Below are 19,912 nucleotides of genomic sequence, written 5' to 3'. Positions count from 1 at the left end.
GCTGATTGTGTAAGAAAAGCGCCTCTTTGAGGCGCTTTTTTTTGATTCAAACTTTTTATAAAACTAAAAATAGATTGTCGGACAATGATTTTAAAAGCTGTCCTTATCTGATATTGGCTTGACCTAAACTGCACTTATGTAAAAAAAATTACCACGTAATATACAGATAAGAATATGAATCTTACATTTTTGGGCCTGGATTGGCCTGATGGGAGTGGTCACATGAATGCGAAAGTAAATATTACCAATCGTGCGGGTGCTAGTTTTCCAGTTCGTCGCATGAACTTTGATTTTGATGCTGTACCGGAATATTGGATGAATGGTTCAGCAGGTCTCACTCATTTTATGACGGCATTATCTGCGCTATTTCCAGCGGGAGAAAAGTTTTTTATAGATTCAGTCCGTGCGGTGCGTAAACATCCTGCAATTGCCAATAATGAAGCATTACAAAAAGAAATTTCCGCTTTTATTGGTCAGGAAGCGATGCATACTCACGAGCATATCGGCTTTAATGCATCTGCGCAAAAACATGGGCATGATGTCGAGACGCTTGATCGTTATACCGATAAAGTCATTCAAACGACACGTAAAGTCATGGCTAAACTGGGTAAGCCTGTGGGAATTACCAAAGAAATGGTAGATTTGACTGCAACCACGGCACTTGAGCATTTCACTGCAACCATTGCCTCACAGCTTTTGACCAATAGTCACATTCAGGAATTGATGACAGATGAAACCATGAAAACCATGTGGTTATGGCATGCCATCGAGGAAAATGAACATAAGGCAGTGGCTTATGATGTCTTCGAAGGGGTTTTTGGCAAAGGCCTAAAAGCCTATGCACTGCGTACTTCATCCTTGGTCATCGCAATGGCAACCTTATTTGTGGTGCAAAGCTATTTCCTCGCCCGTTTGCTTAAACAGGATCAGCAGTTTAATCTTGAGTCCTTAAAAGCCATTTATACCTATGCCTATAGTCCTTCTAAAGGTGTCATTACGGGTATGGCGAAAGAAATGCTGATGTATTTTAAACCGGGATTCCATCCGAATGATCATTATACAGATCAACTGTTGGCGACCTGGAAAGCCAAATTGGGTTTGTGACAGAACTGAAGATTGGAGAGCGACTAAAATCGCTCTTTTTTTTGCTCGATTTTTTGGATGAAGTTTCTATAATGCGGAGGTTGATTCTATATAAGATGAACGAAGATGATTCGTTTAATGCAAGCAGCGGATGTAGAAGTCGTTGCAAAGATTGAAAAATCAGTTCAATCACATCCCTGGACTTTCAAACAGTTCGAAGATGCTGTAACGGCTTATCAAAGTACCGTGATTGAAGTGCAAGGGCAGGTGGCCGGATTTTGTATTTTACAACCAGTGCTGGATGAAGCCAATTTATTGCTCATGGCAATTGATCCGGCACAGCAAGGTCAGGGCTTGGGCTATCAGTTGCTGGAGGCTTCAGTGGCGATGCTAAAAAATAATCCGGTGCAGATTTTCCTGGAAGTGCGCGAGAGTAATCTGGCTGCGATCAAGCTGTATGAAAAATCAGGCTTTCATCAGATTGATCTGCGCAAGAATTATTATCCTAACAGTAACGGAAGCCGTGAACATGCCATCATTATGGTGAAAGCATGTACAGATGATTTTGCCAGTCTGTTTAAATCATAAAAGCTGACGACCTTATTTAATAATCTGGTGATTCCATCCGCTAGGTAAGGTCGTCATTAATGAGTTTCCCAAGTGCTGAATCTCCGTGGCACTTAGGGCATGATTTAAGCGTCGCCATTGTCCATCGATCAAGAGTTCCAGTGGCAGGTACTGAGATTTGTAATTCATCTTGTTGGAATGTGGTACCCAATATCCCAGATAGATAAATTGCAAGCCCAGCTTTTGTGCATGTTCAATCTGTTTCAAGATCGCAAATGCACCGAGTGAACGACGATTTTCATCAGGATCAAAGAAGGTATAGACGGCAGAGATGCCATCATCCAGCAGATCGCAGGTGGAAACGCTGATTAGACGCTCACCTTGCCATAATTCTAGAAAGAAGCTGTCGGTACAACTTTGTAATAAAAATTTTTCGAACTGATCCCGAGTCGGTGGAAACATGTCGCCATCTGCGTGGCGTTCATTGATATAGCGTTCATACAGCGCATAATGCAGGTCACCGGCGTGCTCTGGACTGGTAATTTTCATCACCAGATCCTGATTACGTTTCCAGGCTTTTTTTTGTGAACTGTTCATGCGGAATTCAACAACAGGCACACGCGAAGACAGACATTGACGACACAGATGACATTCGGGTCGATACACGAAATCACCACTGCGGCGGAAACCGGTACGTGAGAGTTCTGATAAAGTTACGACATCAATTCGATGTGCAGGATCCAGAAAAACCATGCGCGCCGACTTGTTGGGCAAATAGCTACAATCATGCGGCGGCGTAATATAATACTGTAAATCGTTCAGTAGGGCCTTTGGCTGATAAGAGTTCATAACAACTACCCTCTGTTATTTTCATTCACTTAAGTGCGCGTTTTGCGCTATTGTTTTACTTGAAAATACACCTTCCTGATACTTTTTCCAATCAATCGCAGGCTTTTTTACAATATCTTGTAAAGAATTAAGATAGGTCTGGCGAGAAAGTGTGCAGGCACCCAGGCTTAACAGATGATCGTTCACCAGTTGGCAGTCGATCCAGGGTAGTTTATTTTCCTGTCCAATCAGCATTAAGGTATAGAAAGCCATTTTAGAAACATCGGTTTGTGTACTAAACATGGATTCACCAAAACAGCCTTGACCGATGGTCACACCATAAAGTCCACCGACGACGCGATCTTCATCCCAGACCTCAATGCTATAGCCATATCCTGCGTCGAACATGTCGCAATAGCCTGCGATAATATCTTCACTGATCCAGGTGTCGTCTGCATAAGCACGAGGCAATGAACAGGAACGAATCACTCTTTCAAAAGCATGATTGACCGTAATTTTATAATCCTGCTTTTTCATATTACGTAGCAGGGATTTGCTCGGATGATAATCTTCGGGGCGAATAATGCAGCGTGGTTCCGGACTCCACCAGCAAATCGGATCACTTTCTGAAAACCAGGGAAATAATCCATGCGTATAGGCTTCATAAAGTGTGGAAGGGGAGAGGTCTGCACCAATACAAATCAGGCCTTCACCTTCAGGATCAACCTCGATCGGATTGGGAAAAATGAATTCTGAGGGAGGAAGTAAAGACATGGCAGACCCGATATAAATCTATAGATAAATCATCATCTCATTCTAGCAATAAAAAAGCCGCCCATAATGGACGGCGTTTTTATTCTTGCTGCTTAGTCTAGTTTACCCATCGCATCAAGATATTTTTCCGCATCCAGTGCAGCCATACAGCCTGAACCCGCAGAAGTAATGGCTTGACGATAAATGCTGTCCGCAATATCACCTGCTGCAAATACACCCGGTACGGAAGTTTGTGTTGCATTACCTGCAGTACCGCTTTGCACCTGGATATAGCCGTCACGAAGCTCTAACTGGCCTTCGAACATGGTGCTATTTGGCTTGTGACCAATCGCCACAAACATACCCGTCACATCAACATTTTGAGTAGAATCATCTTGAGTTGATTTAAGACGAACTGAAGTCACGCCAGATTGTGCATCACCTAAAACTTCATCGACCTGATGGTTCCAGATAATGCTGATCTTGCCTTCTTTTTCTTTAGCAAATAAGTGATCTTGCAGGATTTTTTCAGAGCGTAATGAATCACGACGGTGAACCAGAGTCACGTGAGAAGCAATATTGGATAAGTACAACGCTTCTTCAACAGCAGTATTACCTCCCCCTACAACCATTACTTTCTGGTTTTTATAGAAGAAACCATCACAGGTCGCGCAAGCGCTAACACCTTGACCCATATAGGCTGCTTCAGATTCCAGACCGAGGTATTGTGCAGTTGCACCGGTACAGATGATCAGAGCATCACAGGTGAATTCTTCCATATCGCCTTTTAACACGAAGGGGCGCTGGCTAAGATCCACTTCATTGATATGGTCATACACGATTTCAGTGCCAAAACGCTCTGCATGTGCCTGCATACGTTCCATCAATGCTGGACCAGTCAAACCTTCGGGATCACCCGGCCAGTTATCGACGTCAGTCGTCGTGGTCAGCTGACCGCCCAGTTGCAAGCCTGCAATCAGGGTAGGTTTCAAGTTTGCACGCGCTGCATACACTGCTGCGCTATAGCCTGCAGGGCCAGAACCTAAAATAATCAGTCGTGAGTGACGTGCGCTCATCAGCTGTATCCTTTTTTATTTAGAAATTTATTGAATTATACGTGAAACTGTATAACAGTGGTGTGAGATTAAAGTCGATATTATTGATCATTGAAATCGATTTGGGCTATATAGCATAAGTAACATTGTGCTTGCACAATAGTGCATCTTTTTTCACAGAACAGGTGCATAATATGTATTTTATTGCGTCGCTTTTTTCAAGCATTGAAGCAAAAGAATATTCATGAAGAATTGGTTACAGGACAGTATATGACAGCGGTGTCGAGTGCCTATGCACAGCGCTTAGTAATGACATTATTTTTAGTCTCATTTGGGATTTATCTGTTTCTTGCAACAGTGACCTATACGCCATTTGATCCGGGGTGGATGCATATCTCGAGTGATACGCAGACCGTTTCGAATGCCAGTGGGGTAGCGGGTGCCTGGATTGCAGACCTTTTGTTTGGCTTTCTCGGTTGGGCAAGTCTGCTGATCCCTGTCTATCTGTTTATGGAGGCGATTCAGGTCTGGTGGCCGCGTAGCTTCCTGAACCGGCCATTTCGCTATGCTGCGCAATTCTTCCTGTTGCTGAGCACCTCAGCGCTTTTGTTTTTATTCTGGCAAGTCCCTGCTGATACGCTGGATAATTCTTCCGGCGGTATTATTGGCTATGAATTAGGTCAGAGTCTTGAACAATTGCTGACAGTATACGGTGCAGCATTCTTCTTGTTTGTGCTTTGGGTGGTGTTATTTACCTTGGCTTTTGGGGTGAAGTGGAACAAGACCTGGAGCAGCCTCAAAGCAACGCCTGCTTATCTGCAAGATCTGTTCTACCGCAATGTGCCTGAAGGCATGTCTGATTTTGACCGTACTGCACCTGTTGCTAAAAAAGAGCCAGTCATTAGTGCAAAAAAAGTAGCGGTTGCAGTAACACCTGCGCCTGAACATCAACTGGTAGAAATAGATCCGGTGGTGCGTGATCAGGTGGCTGAACGTTTATTTGATGATTTTGCCGATAAAGAATCACAACAACCGCAGTTTTATGATGATCTTCCCGAAGCTGAGCAGCAGACTGCTGAACCAGTCGAGACATTTAAACAAGTACAGCAAGTGCCTCAACAGCCGGATCGTGTGGTAGCGACAGGCGAGGTGTGGCGTGCCTTGCATTCGAATGAAGATCAGCGCCATAAACAGGATATTGACGCCTTACTCAAAGCAGCCGAAGAAGAACAGCTTAATTCTTCAGTCTCACATATAGTTGCCCCACAATCTGTTGCAGCACAGACTCATGCTCATACCAGAACAGCACCTACTCCACATACAGGTCTGGACTGGGATGATGATGAAATCTTTGATGAACTTCTGGCTGCAGTTCCGCAAGGCAAAACTGCGACCGATGTGCATAGTCCATTCAATACAGCGCCAGCCGAAAAGACCTCAAGAATTGTAGAAGACATGACCAATGTTGCACCGGCCATGGCATCCATGGCGACTGCACATGTCGTGAAAAACAGCGCATTACAGACCGATCTGGATGACCTGGGTGATTTGTTAGTTGAAGAGGAAGAGCCAAGCCAACCGGTACGTAGTTCTAGCTATGCTCAATCTTCTGCTTTTGTTCAGGCACCAATTCAGCATCAGGGTATAGAGCAACCAGTATCTCCTCCTTCTGCAACTCATGCAGCAGTACGCGAGGCTTTATCTAAAGAAGAATTTGTAGAAGCCTGGCAAGAAACGGCTGGTAAACCACAAGATGAAGACGAGTTTGATTTTGATGCTCCTTTAACTGATGCTTCAGGCCGTCCGATGTCACGTGCCATGCAGGTGGTGGAGCGCCGTAAAGATTTATCACCACTTCCAGGGCTAGATTTACTGGATGAAGTCGATCCGAATAAAAAAGTGAATTTTACTGAAGAGCAGCTGGCACGTTTATCTGAATTGCTTGAAATCAAGTTGCAAGAATTCAACGTCAAAGCCAAAGTGGTAGAAGCACAGCCAGGCCCAGTCGTGACACGTTTTGAACTGGATCTGGCGCCAGGGGTAAAAGCTTCTAAAGTGACGAATATTTCGCGTGATTTGGCACGTTCGATGTCGATGGCATCGGTGCGTGTGGTTGAAGTCATTCCGGGCAAACCGTATATCGGAATTGAAGTACCAAACAGTACCCGTGAAATGGTCCGTTTGATCGAACTTTTGACCATTCCAGCCTTCACTGATCCGAATAGCATCCTCTCCATGGCAATGGGTAAGGATATTTCCGGTAATCCGGTGATTGCTGATCTGGGTAAAGCGCCGCATATGCTGGTGGCAGGAACCACAGGTTCCGGTAAATCGGTGGCGGTCAACTCGATGATTTTATCGATGTTGCTGAAATATACCCCAGATGAATTGCGTTTAATTCTGATCGATCCGAAGCAGCTGGAACTGGCGAACTATAATGATATTCCGCATTTGTTGACGCCTGTAGTCACCGATATGAAAGATGCGGTCAGCGCATTGAACTGGTGTGTCAATGAGATGGAACGTCGTTATAAGCTGATGTCTTTCTTGAAAATCCGTAAACTAAGCGACTATAACCGCAAGGTGGAAGAGGCGATTGCCAATGGTGAAGACCTGATCGATCCAACCTGGAAAGCCAGCGATTCTGTTGTGGGTGAACGTGCGCCGCGTTTGACGCCATTGCCTTCCATTGTGATTGTCGCGGATGAGTTCGCGGATATGATCATGCAGGTCGGTAAGAAAGCTGAAGAGATGATTACCCGTCTGGCACAAAAATCACGTGCTGCCGGTATTCACCTGTTGCTTGCGACCCAACGTCCATCGGTGGACGTGATCACCGGTTTGATCAAAGCCAATATTCCAACACGTGTCGCGCTACGGGTTAACTCCAAGATCGACTCGCGTACTATTCTGGATGCGGGTGGTGCAGAGGACTTGCTCGGTCACGGTGACATGCTATTCCTCGGCCCGGGTAAAATCGAACCTGAGCGTGTACATGGTGCCTTTATTGCCGATGACGAAGTCAACCGGATCTGCGATGCATGGCGTGAACGTGGTTCACCAAATTATGTCGACGAGATCCTGACACCATTTGATGAAGAACCATCCAGCCGTGGTTTTGAAGATGGTGGTGAGGGCAGTTCAGACCGTGATGCACTGTATGACCAGTGTGTAGCTTTTGTTTTGGAAACCCGTAAGGCTTCTACTTCATCCTTGCAACGTAAATTCAGTCTGGGCTATAACCGTGCTGCACGGATCATTGACCAGATGGAAGAAAACGGCATTGTCAGCGGTATGGGTGCCAATGGTAAACGCGAGATTCTGGTTTAATTTCAGTCTACCTTCAATAAAAAAGCCTGCTTTCAAAGCAGGCTTTTTTATGTATTTTGACTCAGGCAAATTTTGCCAATACATCCAGAAACTCGGCACTTTGACGCGGGAAAGTGGCAATCACGTCATGAATCCGTTGTCCTTCCGGATTGGTTGCATTGACATCACGGCCATCAGCGACAAATTTCGTCAACAGGCGTTCATAATCAAATGGACGCATATGCTTGAAAGCATGATAGAGCACGTGAAAATCAGCATTAACACCTGCAGGAGGAAGCTGATTCAAGTAGGCAAATACACGCTCATCTGACCATTCTTCGTTAAAGGTCGCTGGTTGAGATAATGCCATCGCAATTTCCTTGATCTAATGTAGTTTTTTCGGCATGAAAAAAGGCAAAATATGAGTACGCAAGTGACAAAGTATTTTAATTCTCTCTGTCTACTTAGAAGCTAAACTTCTGATCTAGTGGTTGAGTAAAGTAAAATTTGTACACCCATTCCACTCGAAGCAAAACTTCTCGTCTTGCGCTTGAACAAAGCAGTGCTTTGCTACCAGCCTATTCGAAGCATAGCTTCTCATCTTGCGGCCGGGTAAAGCAATGCTTTACTAATCCGGCCTCATATTTTGCCTTGAATCAATTTACTTGACCAATCAAAAATCAGATTATCGTTCTTCAGGTAAATTGATATTCATTTCAAGCATTTCAATATTGGCTTCAGAACGAACCTGCATTTGAATATGCTGTTCATCGACACCGCGAACATAACGATTGACCACCTGCATGATTTCAGTTTTCATCTGGTCAATTTTGTCCTGGCTCAAGCGACGACCCAAGCCTTGTTCGGATGCAACGATCACCTTCAAACGGTCTTTAGCAGTCCGTGCGCTTGATGGTTTATCCTCGCCACTAAAAAGTTTACTCCAGAATCCTGCCATGTCTACGCTCCAAATAGTCGTGCTAACCAGCCCTTAGGTTTTACCTCGATATGACGATAAGGTCGTTCTTCGCCAAGGAAACGTGCAACCAGATCATCATAGGCCTGACCTGCTGCAGCTTCAGTGAAATTGATCACTGGCTTACCTTCATTCGATGCCTGTAGAACGCTTGGACACTCAGGAATAACGCCTAAGGTCGGTACACGTAAAATATCTTTAGAAATATCGTCAATCGTCAGCATTTCCTGTTTATCGGCACGTTCCGGATTGAAACGGGTAATACACAGATGCTTACGAATGCGACCTTCGTTTTGTTCTACTTTTTTTGTTTTGCTATCGAGCATGCCAATGATACGGTCAGAGTCACGTACTGAAGAAATCTCAGGGTTAGTCACAATGATGGCTTCATCCGCATGATACATGGCCAAAATAGCACCACGCTCAATACCGGCAGGTGAATCACAGATAATATAATCAAATTCCTGCGAAAGCTCATCCATTACACGTGCCACACCTTCATCGGTTAAGGCATCTTTATCACGTGTTTGTGATGCAGGTAAAATATATAAATTTTCAATATCTTTATCGCGAATCAGTGCTTGTTGTAATCGTGCTTCGTTATTTAAAACATTCACAAAATCATAAACTACACGGCGTTCACAGCCCATAATCAAATCAAGGTTACGTAAACCTACATCAAAATCAATAACAACAGTTTTGTGACCGCGTAGGGCTAAACCTGTTGCAAAAGATGCACTCGTTGTAGTTTTACCTACACCACCTTTGCCTGACGTTACGACAACAATTTTCGCCACCGAATCCACTCCTGTTATGGTTCAAATCCCCTGTTTAAAATGGGGTTTTTGGTGTTTATTTATACATTAAAATTGTAGAGCTTCAAATACAAGCTCTAGTTGATCATTCAAGTAAATATGCACGGATTTTTTAACTACGTGTGGTGGAATATCATCCGCCACACAATAGGTTCCTGCAATCGAAATCAGTTCTGCTTCGAGGCTATGACAGAAAATACGTGCTGCAGTATTGCCACCCGCACCTGCAATGACCCGGCCACGCGCACTGCCATAGACATGAATATTGCCCGAAGCAATCACTTCTGAACCACTATTGATGCCGGCATTAATAATAATGTCGCCATTATGCTGCACGATACATTGGCCGGTACGCAGGATTTCATCATGATATGAGGTGATATGCGCAACGATCGGGGCAGCAGGGGCTTGATCATCATTCACCGCTGTAGGTTCTGGCTTGACTTCCACCACTTGCTCTTTTGTGGCTTTAATTTCTTCTAGCTGGCGATCGGGCGGCAGAACCGGGAACTGAATGGCACGCGCCTGCTCGCCGAGTAAGCCTTCCGTGACAGCCATCGGCTGTATATCCAAGTCGATTAATAACTGAATCAGGGCAATCAATTCCTGTTCAACTGAACTTTCGATGACGGCCAAAGTGCCCGGTGGAAATGCAGCTTGTAATTTTGGGCTAAGTTGCTGGCGGATGGCATCATGATCATTGGTATCTAGACTAATGCGTATCGCATTGACCATTCTGCCTTTTATCCGTATATCAGCCATAATTCTTCCTTAAATACTTCTGACGTGCTGGTTTTGTGTCGAAGCAATGTTGTAAATAGTGCAAATCCTAGAACAAATTGCAGTAATTCTCTAGCGATCTCAGTTATTTTTTTATGCGAACAGAACCGGACGGATTGATCTGATTCTGTACTTTAAACTTTACTTATCTATTGAGCTCTGATTTTGCTCATGTTCTTCTAAAATCTGTTGCCAATGTTTGACTTTTACCTGTTTTCGGATTGCTTCAAGTGTTTCAAAAACAGCCGATTCGACCAATTTATCAATATGTGGATTATGTTCAATCTGAATCTGGCTGATTTTATCTGAAATTAGGGTAAAAGTCGGATTTTCTTTTTGACCTGTGTGGGTAAATGGTTCAATCAGTCCTTGCGTGATATTTTCTCCGAGGCGTTGACCAATACTTTGAATTTGCTGTTCAATCCGGCTACCTACGATTGGAATCAAACGTAATAATTGGGTCAGTTCTGGAGTATCTTCAATCGCCTGATTCACTACTTGCCCTACATTTTTAGCGATCATGGAACGTTGTGACTGTAATTCCTTCCCCAAAGATTCCTGCAAGATATCTGCCAAAGCAATGGCCAGTAATTTACGATGATGTTCCACTAAATCATCAATTAACTGTTTATGTGATGTGCTTGTGGTCAGTTCACGCTTGATACCGTCCAGTACGGTCAGTACCACCCGGCTGGAAAGCTCTTCCATCAGCATGTTGTAATAAAAGTTGCCTTGGCGATACCAGCGATTGGGAATTACTTTATAACCATGGCTATGCAGGTTGTAGCCAATCGCGACCGCACGCAGCAGGCGCAGGAAACGTAGCTGAGGGATAATGGATAAAATTTCATACCAGTGTACAAAAGGGAAAAACCACCAGCGCCGATGATGACGTAGAACAATTGCGATAACCCAGCGTGCCAGTAATTCACAGACCAAGAAAGTGGTAAACCAGCCCTCGGTAATGATGACCCAAGGGCGTAAATCACTTTTATAAAACTGCAAAATTTCCGGTAAGCGAATGAAGTCAAACAACCACTGACCAAAATCGCTCATTAAAATGGCGTTGGCACTCAGACAGAACAGATTGATGATGATTAAAACCATCATGAAAATGTCGTAAATCAGTGCAATTTTCCAGCCACAGGTTCCTTTACGAACAAATTTAAAGGAGCTGGACGTTATGTCCGGGTTGTCGTTCTTCATAATTACTCGGTTACAGATCCGACTGGGGCTTGGGTAAAGTTCTGCTGCATGTGTGCGATGAGCTGATCTTTTTCAGTCCAGATCTGATCAATCCATTTTTGAAAACGTGCACGATATTCAGCATCATCTTCATAATTGCCGCCCAGTACCCAATCAGGAATATCAATTTTTCTTAAATTTACCGCAATACGTGGTACTTCACCTAACCAAAATTCACCATAGCCCGGAATACCGTCAGGATAAACAATGGTCATGTCGACCAGCGCATCAATTTTATCGCCGAGAATACTGATCGCCAATGCCAGACCACCGGCTTTAGGTTTCAGTAAATGTGTATAGGGCGACTGCTGCTGATCATGCTTTTCCTGGGTAAAGCGGGTGCCTTCCAGATAATTTAACAGGGTAAAAGGCTGACTGATCAGCTGTTCACAAGATTTGCGTGCTTCTTCCATATCCCGGTATTTCAGTGCAGGATTTTTGGCAATCTGTTCCTTGCTATGCCGCTTCATCATCGGGAAGCCCAAAATTTTAAAGGCCTGTCCAACAAAAGGAATAAAAATAAGTTCCCATTTGGTAAAGAAACGCGTCAGGGGCATACGGGTCAGACCGAAGTACTGGTTGACGGTGGTATCGACCCAGCTTTGATGATTACAGGTCATCAAATAACGTCCCTGCATATTCAAATCCAGTGATTCATCTACACTGATTTGCCATTGCGTGTTTTTCAGCACATGCTCAATCAGCCAATTATTGACCCCTAACCAGCTGTTGGTAATCTTGATATTGGTTTCATCCACTTTTGCGGATTTTTTAAAAAGTTTGGTTAAACCCAAGGCCAGCACCGGGGGACCATGAAAAAAAGTACTGCCCGTCATGACGGATGTGACCGTCAGGCCACGCGCCAGTTTTTTTAAAGTCGGTTGCTTGTTGCTATTCGATGACATATCCAAACAGTCCCCAGAGATTAATCACTTAAATTTTTTCATATTTTGAGTAATATAGAGACAGTTAGGCAAATAAAAAAGCCTGAACAGGAAACTATGAAGATATTGTGACGAACTACTTGGTTTTAGTTACATATAAACATTACAAAATATTACTAAACAATTTATTATTAACAAAAATTCAATGGTTACACCATTCAATTTAAATCATCATCTCGCTTATACAACAAAGCATACAACAAGGAGTCATGCGATGCGTGCACTAGTAATTTCAGCAGCTGTAGCAGGGGCCGTAGCACTTACAGGTTGTCAATCAACTGGCAGTAACATCGGTGGTGTGGAATATGATAAAGCGGCTCTAGGTACTTTAATTGGTACTGCAGCTGGCTACGGCGTTTCTAAAAGTAATGCAAATACTAGCCGTCAAAATAACCGTGCAGCAGCAATTGGTGCTGTGGTAGGTGGTGCAGCGGGTGTCTATCTGGATAACAAAGAGAAAAAATTACGTCAAGCAACAGCGGGTACTGGCGTAGACGTTAACCGTAATGCAGATGGTTCGATTAACCTTGTAATGCCAGGCAGCATTACATTTGATACGAACAAGTCAAATATCAAACCAAACTTCTATGGCACTTTGAACAAAGTGGCGCAAGTATTAACTGAAGATAACAAGAGCGGTATTCTTGTAACTGGTTATACAGACAGCACGGGTAATGACTCAATTAACTTGCCATTGTCTCAAGCACGCGCAAACTCTGTAGCGACTTACTTGGCAGGCCAAGGTGTTTCACGTACACGTATTAATGCTCAAGGTTTAGGTTCAGCGAACCCAATTGCAGACAATACAACTGCTGCAGGTAAAGAGCAAAACCGTCGTGTAGAAATCGCGGTATATGCAGTTCAATAATTCTTGAACGCTTAAGAAAAAACCACCTTCGGGTGGTTTTTTTATATCTGAATATTGACCTGATTAATCGTATTTTAAATTAGGCAACTGACGCAGAGATGACTATAATCGGAGCCGAATCTAGAAGAGGAAGCCATATGTCACTCGCCAGTCAGTTAAATGACAAGCAACTTGAAGCCATGAAATACACTCAAGGACCCTTGTTAGTACTTGCAGGAGCGGGTTCAGGCAAGACTTCAGTGATCACGCGAAAAATCGCGTATTTAGTCAAGCATTGCGGGATTCCCGCACATCGTATTACTGCGATGACTTTTACCAACAAGGCAGCACGTGAGATGAAAGAGCGTGTCAGCAAATTGTTGACGCGTGAAGAAAGTAAAGGCGTTTCAGTTTCGACCTTCCATACTTTTGGCCTGAATATGCTGCGCCTGGAGTTGAAACATACCCCACTGAAAAATAATTTCTCGATTCTGGATGCTGACGACTGTAAACGCATTCTGATGGATCTGATGCAGCGTGACAATTTATCCGGTGCAGAAAGCAAAGAACTGATTGCCAAAGCCATGAAAATGATCTCGGACTGGAAAAATGATCTGATTCCACCCGAGCAGGCACATACTACCTGTGAAACTGCCGAAGATGTGCAGTTTGCGCATTTATATCAATTATATGAACGTAATTTGCGTGCCTATAACGCCGTGGATTTTGATGACCTGATTGTGATGCCAACGCGCTTGCTGCAGGAAAATGCCGAAGTCCGTGACAAATGGCAAAACCGCGTGCGTTATCTGCTGGTGGATGAATATCAGGATACCAATACAGCACAGTATATTCTGGTGAAATTACTGGTCGGTGTGATGGGGCAGTTTACCGCTGTAGGCGATGATGATCAGTCAATCTATGCCTGGCGTGGTGCCAAACCGGAAAATATGGCTTTACTACAACAAGATTTTCCAAATTTAAAAGTGATCAAGCTGGAACAGAACTATCGCTCGACCAGTCGTATTCTGAAAGCTGCCAACACTGTCATTGGCAATAATCCGCATATTTTTGATAAAAAGCTTTGGTCGGACAAAGGCCATGGTGAAGTGATCCGTGTGATTACCTGCCGCAATGATGATGATGAAGCAGAACGCGTGGTTAAAGACCTGATCACGCATAAATTGATGAACGGTAAAAGCTGGAAAGATTATGCGGTGTTGTACCGCGGCAATTTCCAAGCGCGTATTTTAGAAACCCATCTGCGCCAGATGCAGATTCCGTATAAATTATCTGGCGGACAGTCCTTCTTCGCACGTGCCGAAATCAAGGACATGATGAGCTATTTACGCTTGATCATTAACCCTGAAGATGACAGTGCATTTTTACGAATTATCAATACGCCAAAACGGGCAATTGGTCCGGTAACGCTGGAAAAGCTCGGTCTATTTGCTCAGGAAAATAATCTGTCGCTTCTGGCTGCGGCTGCGGATCAGCGTCTGACCATGGCGATTCCGAAAAAGGCCACGACTCAATTGGCTGAGTTTGCCGATTTTATTGAGGGTTTTACCCGCAATTTACTGGATGATGATGAACCAGTGCCAATTATCCGCCAGATGATGATTGAAGCCGGTTATATCGATTACATCAAGGAAACTGCAGCCACACCAGCGCAGGAAAAGACCAAGCTCGACAATATCGAAGTGCTCTATAGCAGCATTCAAAGCCTGATTAACCGCACTGAAGATGTTGATGAAAAAAATATTGAAAGTGTGATTCGTAAAATGGTGCTGCTGGACATGCTCGAGCAGCAGCAGGAAGAAGAGGACACCGATAAAGTCAATTTATTGACTTTGCATGCGTCTAAAGGTCTGGAATTTCCTTATGTCTATCTGATCGGGCTGGAAGAAGAAATTCTGCCACATAAAAACTCGATCGCTGCAGAAACGGTCGAAGAGGAACGCCGTCTGATGTATGTGGGGATTACCCGTGCACGTCAGGGACTGACCATTACTCTGGCAGAACAGCGCAAGGCCGGTGGGCAGATGAAGCAGATGACCCCAAGCCGTTTTCTGGATGAATTACCAGAAGATGAGCTGGAATGGTTAGGTCGTAAGAAAAAGCTGGCAGGCAACATCGATCCGAAATTACAAGCCCAACATTATCTGGATAATTTGCGTAATCTTATCAAACGATAAGGCGCAAGGCTTGCTCTTATTTTAAATGAAACAACAGGAATGAATACATGAAAGTTCAGGTGAAAGTCCTTGACTCGCGTCTTGGTCAGGAATGGCCATTACCGACTTATGCTACGACAGGTTCAGCGGGGCTGGATTTGCGTGCGTGTGTTACAGAAACTACGATCATTGAACCAGGCCAGACTGTTTTGGTAAAAACTGGTTTAGCAATCTATATTGAAGATCCTGCATTTGCTGGTCTGATTTTGCCACGTTCGGGTTTGGGGCATAAACACGGGATCGTGTTGGGTAACCTGGTCGGTTTAATCGATTCTGATTATCAGGGTGAATTGATGGTATCCGTTTGGAACCGTAGTCAGACTGCATTCAGTTTAGAGCCAGGTGAACGTTTGGCACAGTATGTGTTGGTTCCTGTGGTGCAGGCTGAATTCGATCTAGTGAATGAATTTGAAGCGACTGAACGCGGTGCTGGCGGTTTTGGTCATACGGGTAAAAACTAAGTTTTAATCATGGTTTACATTCATTAACTGGATGTAAGCCATTTTTTTTAGTTAAGTGAATCAGATATTAAAAATGAGCTGATTGAAATATATTTAAAAATAAAACCCTATTTTCTAGTTCAGTAGAGCTATTTAAATCTAAAATTTATGTAATGATCAAATATCTAATCAGATGAAACTCAAAATAAATATAATTAAATAATCATTGTTTAATTACAAGAACCCTATAATTCTAAAGTTGTAGATTATATTTTTATAATTGATTGTTACATTGAAATCGTTTAAAAATAGCGAGTCTTAAAACAAAAACAAATGTTTAAAGTCATTATGATGAAATCATCATTTTAAATCTCCTTATTTTAACGAATAGTGAAAAGACAGTTTTATGGGATCTATGAATCATCCATTCCCCATGCATATCTTTCGTGCCTATGACATACGCGGTAAAGTCAGTCTATTAGGTGCCGGGATCATTGATGCAATTGCCCACGGTTTAGCCCAGCAGTATCAGGCTGCGGGACAGACACGTGTCGCCATTGGTTATGATGCACGCATCAGTAGCCCGGCTTTTGCCGACACTATTGCCCGTATTTTTAAAGACTATTCGCTGGAAGCCACTATTATAGGCTGCTGTTCCAGCCCAATGCTATATTTCACCGCACGTCAGTTTGATGGTAATGGCATTATGGTTACTGCCAGTCATAATCCTAAAGAAGATAATGGGATTAAATGGATTATTGATGGTGAACCACCTTGTCCTGAGATGATTCAACAGGTGGCCCAACTGGCAAAGTCACATTGCGATAGCCAGCTAATTACTTTAGCTGAACTGCCGCATCAGATTATTCCAGAGTTTTGCCTGCAGTATCAGCAGGGAATATTAGAAGATATTCAATTAAAGCGCTCATTTAAAGTGATTCTGGATGGTCTGCATGGCTCAGCCGGACGTTGTGCTGACTTGGTACTCAGAAAAATGGGCTGTGAAGTGATTGCTTTACGTTGTGAGGCGAATGGACATTTTCCGGATCATGCGCCGGATCCTTCGCAAGACAAACATCTTGAGACTTTACGTCAAACCGTCATGCAACAGCAGGCTGATCTCGGTATTGCCTTGGACGGTGATGGCGATCGCTTGGTTCTGATTGATGAACATGGTCAGATTATTACAGCCGATCAGTTATTGTGCCTGTTTGCTGAAATTTGCCTAAGCGATTCAGCACCACGCCAATTTGTTTATGATGTGAAATGTTCAACTCTGGTTCGCGATACAGTGCAACGTCTGGGCGGGGAACCGGTGATGATTCGTACCGGCAGTTCATTTCTCAGAACTTATCTGAAGCAGTCTCAGCATCAGGCGATTTTTGGTGGGGAATATGCCGGACATTATGTCTTTAATGATGGTCGCGGCTGGGGCTATGATGATGGACTCTATGCAGCGCTCAGAGTCATGGAATATCTCGACCAAACGGGGCAAACTCTCGCGCAGGCCTTGGCGGCTTATCCAAAACGACATGGTACTGAAGATCTTTATATTTCAACGCGTCAAGTACGTCCTGTTGAGCTTTTAAACTTCGTTGAACAACAATCCGCAAGAATTAATGCGCAAATCAGTAAAATTGATGGGATACGTCTTGATTTTGAGGATGGTTTTGGCATCATTCGAGCATCCAATACAGGTGAGTATTTCACAGTGCGCTTTGATGCCAATAATGCCCAAGGTCTAAATGAAATTCGTCATCTGTTTGTAGCCATGTTGCGTGACCGTTATCCAGAGATCGCTCAAGACATTTTAGATGCTCAATAAGGAGAGGCGAATGCCAAATCAACAAACAGGCATCGACAAAGCACAGATTTTGACAGAAGCTTTGCCGTATATTCAACGCTTTGCGGGTAAAACCCTGGTGGTAAAATACGGCGGTAACGCGATGACCGATCCTGAGCTGGAAAGTTCATTTGCACGTGATATCGTATTATTAAAAACAGTCGGTATTAATCCGATCGTGGTACATGGTGGTGGCCCGCAAGTCGATTCCATGCTGAAACAGCTGGGCCGCGAATCAGACCGTATTGACGGCATGCGCGTGACTGATCCTGCGACCATGGAAGTAGTCGAGATGGTACTTGGCGGTAGCGTTAACAAATCTATCGTGAACCTGATTAACCAGCATGGTGGTCGTGCGATTGGTCTTACCGGTAAAGACGGCAACCTGATTCGTGCGCAAAAGCTGCTGATGGAAAAAGTGGCTGAAGATGGTTCAGTTGAGCAAATTGATCTGGGTCTGGTCGGTGAAGTCGTTGGCGTGAAAACCGATGTTCTGGAAATGTTTACCAATAGTGACTTTATTCCAGTCATTGCCCCGCTAGGTGTCGATGAAGAAGGCAATACCTATAATATCAATGCTGATTTGGTCGCTGGTAAAGTCGCTGAAGCCCTAGGTGCAGAAAAACTGATTCTACTCACCAATATCACCGGTGTCTTGGATGAAAATAAAAACCTGTTGACTGGTTTGACCACTCAAGAAGTCGATCGTCTGATCGAAACTGGCGTGATTTATGGCGGCATGATTCCAAAGGTCGGTTGTGCGCTGGATGCGGTAAAAGGCGGCGTCGTAAGTGCACATATCGTGGATGGCCGTGTACCTCATGCCAGCTTACTAGAAATTTTCACCGATCATGGTGTGGGCACCCTCATTACCAATCGTGCCAATCCGCATCGTTCTTAAGCCAATTTTTGCGAAAAAGAGTCTCAATAGAGACTCTTTTTTATTTGGATTTCTTATAGCCACCTATTTGAAATGACTGGGACAGTCATGCACAATAAGCTTCTAAGTAAATAGAGAGCTGAAACCAGACCATGTGCCAACTGCTCGGAATGAATTGTGCCACCCCGACGGATATTACTTTTTCTTTTCGCGGGTTTTCCCAGCGGGCGGGCATTACCTCTGATCATGCGGATGGTTTCGGGATTGCTTTCTTTGAAGATAAAGCCTGCCGTCTGTTCGTCGATAACCAGTCCGCGATTGAATCACCGATTGCCGAGCTGGTACGTAATTATCCAATCAAATCACGCAATGTGATTGCCCATATCCGTAAAGCGACCCAAGGCAAAATTAATCTGGAAAACTCGCATCCTTTTAGCCGTGAACTTTGGGGGCGGCAATGGATTTTTGCCCATAATGGCGATTTATATGATTATTTTCCTGAACTGTCAGGGCGCTTTACCCCAGTCGGAAATACCGACAGTGAGCGTGCCTTCTGTTACCTGCTGGATCAACTGGTGAAACGCTTTGGCTATCATGAGCCGAAACTGGATCAGGTTTTCGATCTTCTAGCTGAAATTTCACCTGCAATCGCGGAGCATGGCACCTTTAATTTCTGCCTGTCGAATGGTCAGGCGCTGTTTAGCTATGCGATTACTAAACTCCACTGGCTGGTACGTGAATACCCGTTTAGACCGGCTCAGCTGATTGATATTGATGTCGAAGTGGACTTTAGTCAGGTCACGACTCCTGAAGATCGTGTGGCGGTGATTACCACTGAACCATTGACCCAGAATGAAGAGTGGACTGCTTTCCAGCCGGGTGAAATGATCCTGTTTCAGCATGGGGAAAAAGTGCGTTCTCAGTTGACGCATGTTGAACGTCTGGAACGTGAACGTCTTGATCCTTCCTTAAAACGTGTCACGCGAGCTGATCAATATTAAAACGCGATCAAAGACGGAGTTTAAACTCCGTTTTTTTATATTTTTAAATAAGAAAAAATCTAAGAATAAATAAAGGTTTATTACAATTTTTGGTTAATTAATATCTTAGCCTTTTACTCAGGATAAATTATTTTTAATTATATATAACAGAAACTTAAAATGAAAAAGCCGGATTTAGGCGGAAAGCCGACTAATTTGCTTCATTTTTATTTGAATCAATACGCTATATGCTCATTTTCACGTTATAAGTCCTTAATATTTATAGGTGGTCGTAATGAAAATGAAATGGGTTCCAGATTATAATACTGG

18 protein-coding genes are annotated in these 19,912 nt (G+C 43.8%); 9 read left to right on the top strand and 9 right to left on the bottom strand.

The window, feature by feature from the left end; translation table 11 throughout:
• Nucleotides 1-222 precede the first annotated feature (222 nt).
• A complete protein-coding gene (locus Q9R24_RS14220; protein WP_311204477.1) occupies nt 223-1,104 on the top strand; it encodes a metal-dependent hydrolase in 882 nt (293 codons plus the stop codon).
• A gap of 105 nt (nt 1,105-1,209) precedes the next feature.
• Nucleotides 1,210-1,671: a ribosomal protein S18-alanine N-acetyltransferase gene (gene rimI, locus Q9R24_RS14215; protein WP_311204478.1), complete on the top strand. Its 462-nt coding sequence runs from the start codon at nt 1,210-1,212 to the stop codon at nt 1,669-1,671.
• A gap of 12 nt (nt 1,672-1,683) precedes the next feature.
• Here the strand turns inward: rimI and Q9R24_RS14210 are convergent, their stop codons facing one another.
• From Q9R24_RS14210 to trxB, 3 genes are all read right to left on the bottom strand, one after another.
• The gene (locus tag Q9R24_RS14210; RefSeq protein ID WP_253102080.1) at nt 1,684-2,499 is read right to left on the bottom strand and encodes an arginyltransferase; all 816 of its coding nucleotides are present in this window, start codon (nt 2,497-2,499) and stop codon (nt 1,684-1,686) included.
• A 21-nt stretch (nt 2,500-2,520) separates the two neighbouring features.
• Nucleotides 2,521-3,252, bottom strand: coding sequence for a leucyl/phenylalanyl-tRNA--protein transferase (gene aat / locus Q9R24_RS14205; protein ID WP_311204479.1), 732 nt, complete (start codon nt 3,250-3,252; stop codon nt 2,521-2,523).
• 92 nt (nt 3,253-3,344) lie between these two features.
• Entirely contained in the window at nt 3,345-4,307 is a 963-nt protein-coding gene (gene trxB, locus Q9R24_RS14200; protein ID WP_004646117.1) for a thioredoxin-disulfide reductase, read from the bottom strand.
• Nucleotides 4,308-4,556: 249 nt separating this feature from the next.
• Between trxB and Q9R24_RS14195 the strand changes: the two genes are divergently transcribed.
• A complete protein-coding gene (locus Q9R24_RS14195; RefSeq protein WP_311204480.1) occupies nt 4,557-7,616 on the top strand; it encodes a DNA translocase FtsK 4TM domain-containing protein in 3,060 nt (1,019 codons plus the stop codon).
• Nucleotides 7,617-7,677: 61 nt separating this feature from the next.
• On the opposite strand, the gene Q9R24_RS14190 is transcribed toward Q9R24_RS14195, so the two are convergent.
• From Q9R24_RS14190 to Q9R24_RS14165, 6 genes are all read right to left on the bottom strand, one after another.
• Nucleotides 7,678-7,965 (bottom strand): PA4642 family protein, encoded by a 288-nt coding sequence (locus tag Q9R24_RS14190; RefSeq protein WP_004279254.1) that lies wholly within the window; start codon nt 7,963-7,965, stop codon nt 7,678-7,680.
• 315 nt (nt 7,966-8,280) lie between these two features.
• Nucleotides 8,281-8,553 carry a cell division topological specificity factor MinE gene (minE, locus tag Q9R24_RS14185; RefSeq protein ID WP_004279256.1) on the bottom strand — a complete coding sequence of 91 codons (273 nt, stop codon included), beginning with the start codon at nt 8,551-8,553 and terminating at the stop codon, nt 8,281-8,283.
• Nucleotides 8,554-8,555: 2 nt separating this feature from the next.
• Nucleotides 8,556-9,368, bottom strand: a complete 813-nt coding sequence (minD, locus tag Q9R24_RS14180; protein WP_064095797.1) for a septum site-determining protein MinD — start codon at nt 9,366-9,368, stop codon at nt 8,556-8,558.
• A gap of 66 nt (nt 9,369-9,434) precedes the next feature.
• A complete protein-coding gene (gene minC, locus Q9R24_RS14175; RefSeq protein ID WP_311204481.1) occupies nt 9,435-10,148 on the bottom strand; it encodes a septum site-determining protein MinC in 714 nt (237 codons plus the stop codon).
• Between the two features lie 159 nt (nt 10,149-10,307).
• Nucleotides 10,308-11,372, bottom strand: a complete 1,065-nt coding sequence (locus Q9R24_RS14170) for a preprotein translocase subunit SecA (RefSeq protein WP_311204482.1) — start codon at nt 11,370-11,372, stop codon at nt 10,308-10,310.
• Nucleotides 11,373-11,374: 2 nt separating this feature from the next.
• A complete protein-coding gene (locus Q9R24_RS14165) occupies nt 11,375-12,316 on the bottom strand; it encodes an acyltransferase (RefSeq protein ID WP_004279263.1) in 942 nt (313 codons plus the stop codon).
• Nucleotides 12,317-12,569: 253 nt separating this feature from the next.
• Between Q9R24_RS14165 and Q9R24_RS14160 the strand changes: the two genes are divergently transcribed.
• From Q9R24_RS14160 to Q9R24_RS14135, 6 genes are all read left to right on the top strand, one after another.
• The gene (locus tag Q9R24_RS14160) at nt 12,570-13,223 is read left to right on the top strand and encodes an OmpA family protein (RefSeq protein ID WP_311204483.1); all 654 of its coding nucleotides are present in this window, start codon (nt 12,570-12,572) and stop codon (nt 13,221-13,223) included.
• Between the two features lie 137 nt (nt 13,224-13,360).
• Nucleotides 13,361-15,400, top strand: coding sequence for a UvrD-helicase domain-containing protein (locus Q9R24_RS14155; RefSeq protein WP_005107705.1), 2,040 nt, complete (start codon nt 13,361-13,363; stop codon nt 15,398-15,400).
• A 47-nt stretch (nt 15,401-15,447) separates the two neighbouring features.
• A complete protein-coding gene (gene dut, locus Q9R24_RS14150) occupies nt 15,448-15,900 on the top strand; it encodes a dUTP diphosphatase (protein WP_005247107.1) in 453 nt (150 codons plus the stop codon).
• A 385-nt stretch (nt 15,901-16,285) separates the two neighbouring features.
• Nucleotides 16,286-17,704: a phosphomannomutase/phosphoglucomutase gene (locus tag Q9R24_RS14145; RefSeq protein ID WP_311204484.1), complete on the top strand. Its 1,419-nt coding sequence runs from the start codon at nt 16,286-16,288 to the stop codon at nt 17,702-17,704.
• 10 nt (nt 17,705-17,714) lie between these two features.
• Entirely contained in the window at nt 17,715-18,623 is a 909-nt protein-coding gene (argB, locus tag Q9R24_RS14140; RefSeq protein ID WP_004279270.1) for an acetylglutamate kinase, read from the top strand.
• Nucleotides 18,624-18,754: 131 nt separating this feature from the next.
• Nucleotides 18,755-19,603 (top strand): class II glutamine amidotransferase, encoded by an 849-nt coding sequence (locus Q9R24_RS14135; protein ID WP_311204485.1) that lies wholly within the window; start codon nt 18,755-18,757, stop codon nt 19,601-19,603.
• Nucleotides 19,604-19,912 lie beyond the last annotated feature (309 nt).

It is taken from the genome of Acinetobacter sp. RRD8 (assembly GCF_031844225.1).
Taxonomy (GTDB): domain Bacteria; phylum Pseudomonadota; class Gammaproteobacteria; order Pseudomonadales; family Moraxellaceae; genus Acinetobacter.
This window is presented reverse-complemented; position numbering and strand designations above follow the sequence as displayed.

Excerpts from the sequence above, each read along its gene's own strand:
- Q9R24_RS14160 (WP_311204483.1), top strand. The coding sequence starts at position 12,570 with ATGCGTGCACTAGTAATTTCAGCAGCTGTAGCAGGGGCCGTAGCACTT.
- argB (WP_004279270.1), top strand. The coding sequence starts at position 17,715 with ATGCCAAATCAACAAACAGGCATCGACAAAGCACAGATTTTGACAGAA.
- dut (WP_005247107.1), top strand. The coding sequence starts at position 15,448 with ATGAAAGTTCAGGTGAAAGTCCTTGACTCGCGTCTTGGTCAGGAATGG.
- Q9R24_RS14135 (WP_311204485.1), top strand. The coding sequence starts at position 18,755 with ATGTGCCAACTGCTCGGAATGAATTGTGCCACCCCGACGGATATTACT.
- trxB (WP_004646117.1), bottom strand. The coding sequence starts at position 4,307 with ATGAGCGCACGTCACTCACGACTGATTATTTTAGGTTCTGGCCCTGCA.
- Q9R24_RS14210 (WP_253102080.1), bottom strand. The coding sequence starts at position 2,499 with ATGAACTCTTATCAGCCAAAGGCCCTACTGAACGATTTACAGTATTAT.
- Q9R24_RS14195 (WP_311204480.1), top strand. The coding sequence starts at position 4,557 with ATGACAGCGGTGTCGAGTGCCTATGCACAGCGCTTAGTAATGACATTA.
- Q9R24_RS14165 (WP_004279263.1), bottom strand. The coding sequence starts at position 12,316 with ATGTCATCGAATAGCAACAAGCAACCGACTTTAAAAAAACTGGCGCGT.
- Q9R24_RS14155 (WP_005107705.1), top strand. The coding sequence starts at position 13,361 with ATGTCACTCGCCAGTCAGTTAAATGACAAGCAACTTGAAGCCATGAAA.
- rimI (WP_311204478.1), top strand. The coding sequence starts at position 1,210 with ATGATTCGTTTAATGCAAGCAGCGGATGTAGAAGTCGTTGCAAAGATT.
- minC (WP_311204481.1), bottom strand. The coding sequence starts at position 10,148 with ATGGCTGATATACGGATAAAAGGCAGAATGGTCAATGCGATACGCATT.
- Q9R24_RS14145 (WP_311204484.1), top strand. The coding sequence starts at position 16,286 with ATGGGATCTATGAATCATCCATTCCCCATGCATATCTTTCGTGCCTAT.
- aat (WP_311204479.1), bottom strand. The coding sequence starts at position 3,252 with ATGTCTTTACTTCCTCCCTCAGAATTCATTTTTCCCAATCCGATCGAG.
- Q9R24_RS14190 (WP_004279254.1), bottom strand. The coding sequence starts at position 7,965 with ATGGCATTATCTCAACCAGCGACCTTTAACGAAGAATGGTCAGATGAG.
- Q9R24_RS14220 (WP_311204477.1), top strand. The coding sequence starts at position 223 with ATGAATGCGAAAGTAAATATTACCAATCGTGCGGGTGCTAGTTTTCCA.
- minE (WP_004279256.1), bottom strand. The coding sequence starts at position 8,553 with ATGGCAGGATTCTGGAGTAAACTTTTTAGTGGCGAGGATAAACCATCA.
- Q9R24_RS14170 (WP_311204482.1), bottom strand. The coding sequence starts at position 11,372 with ATGAAGAACGACAACCCGGACATAACGTCCAGCTCCTTTAAATTTGTT.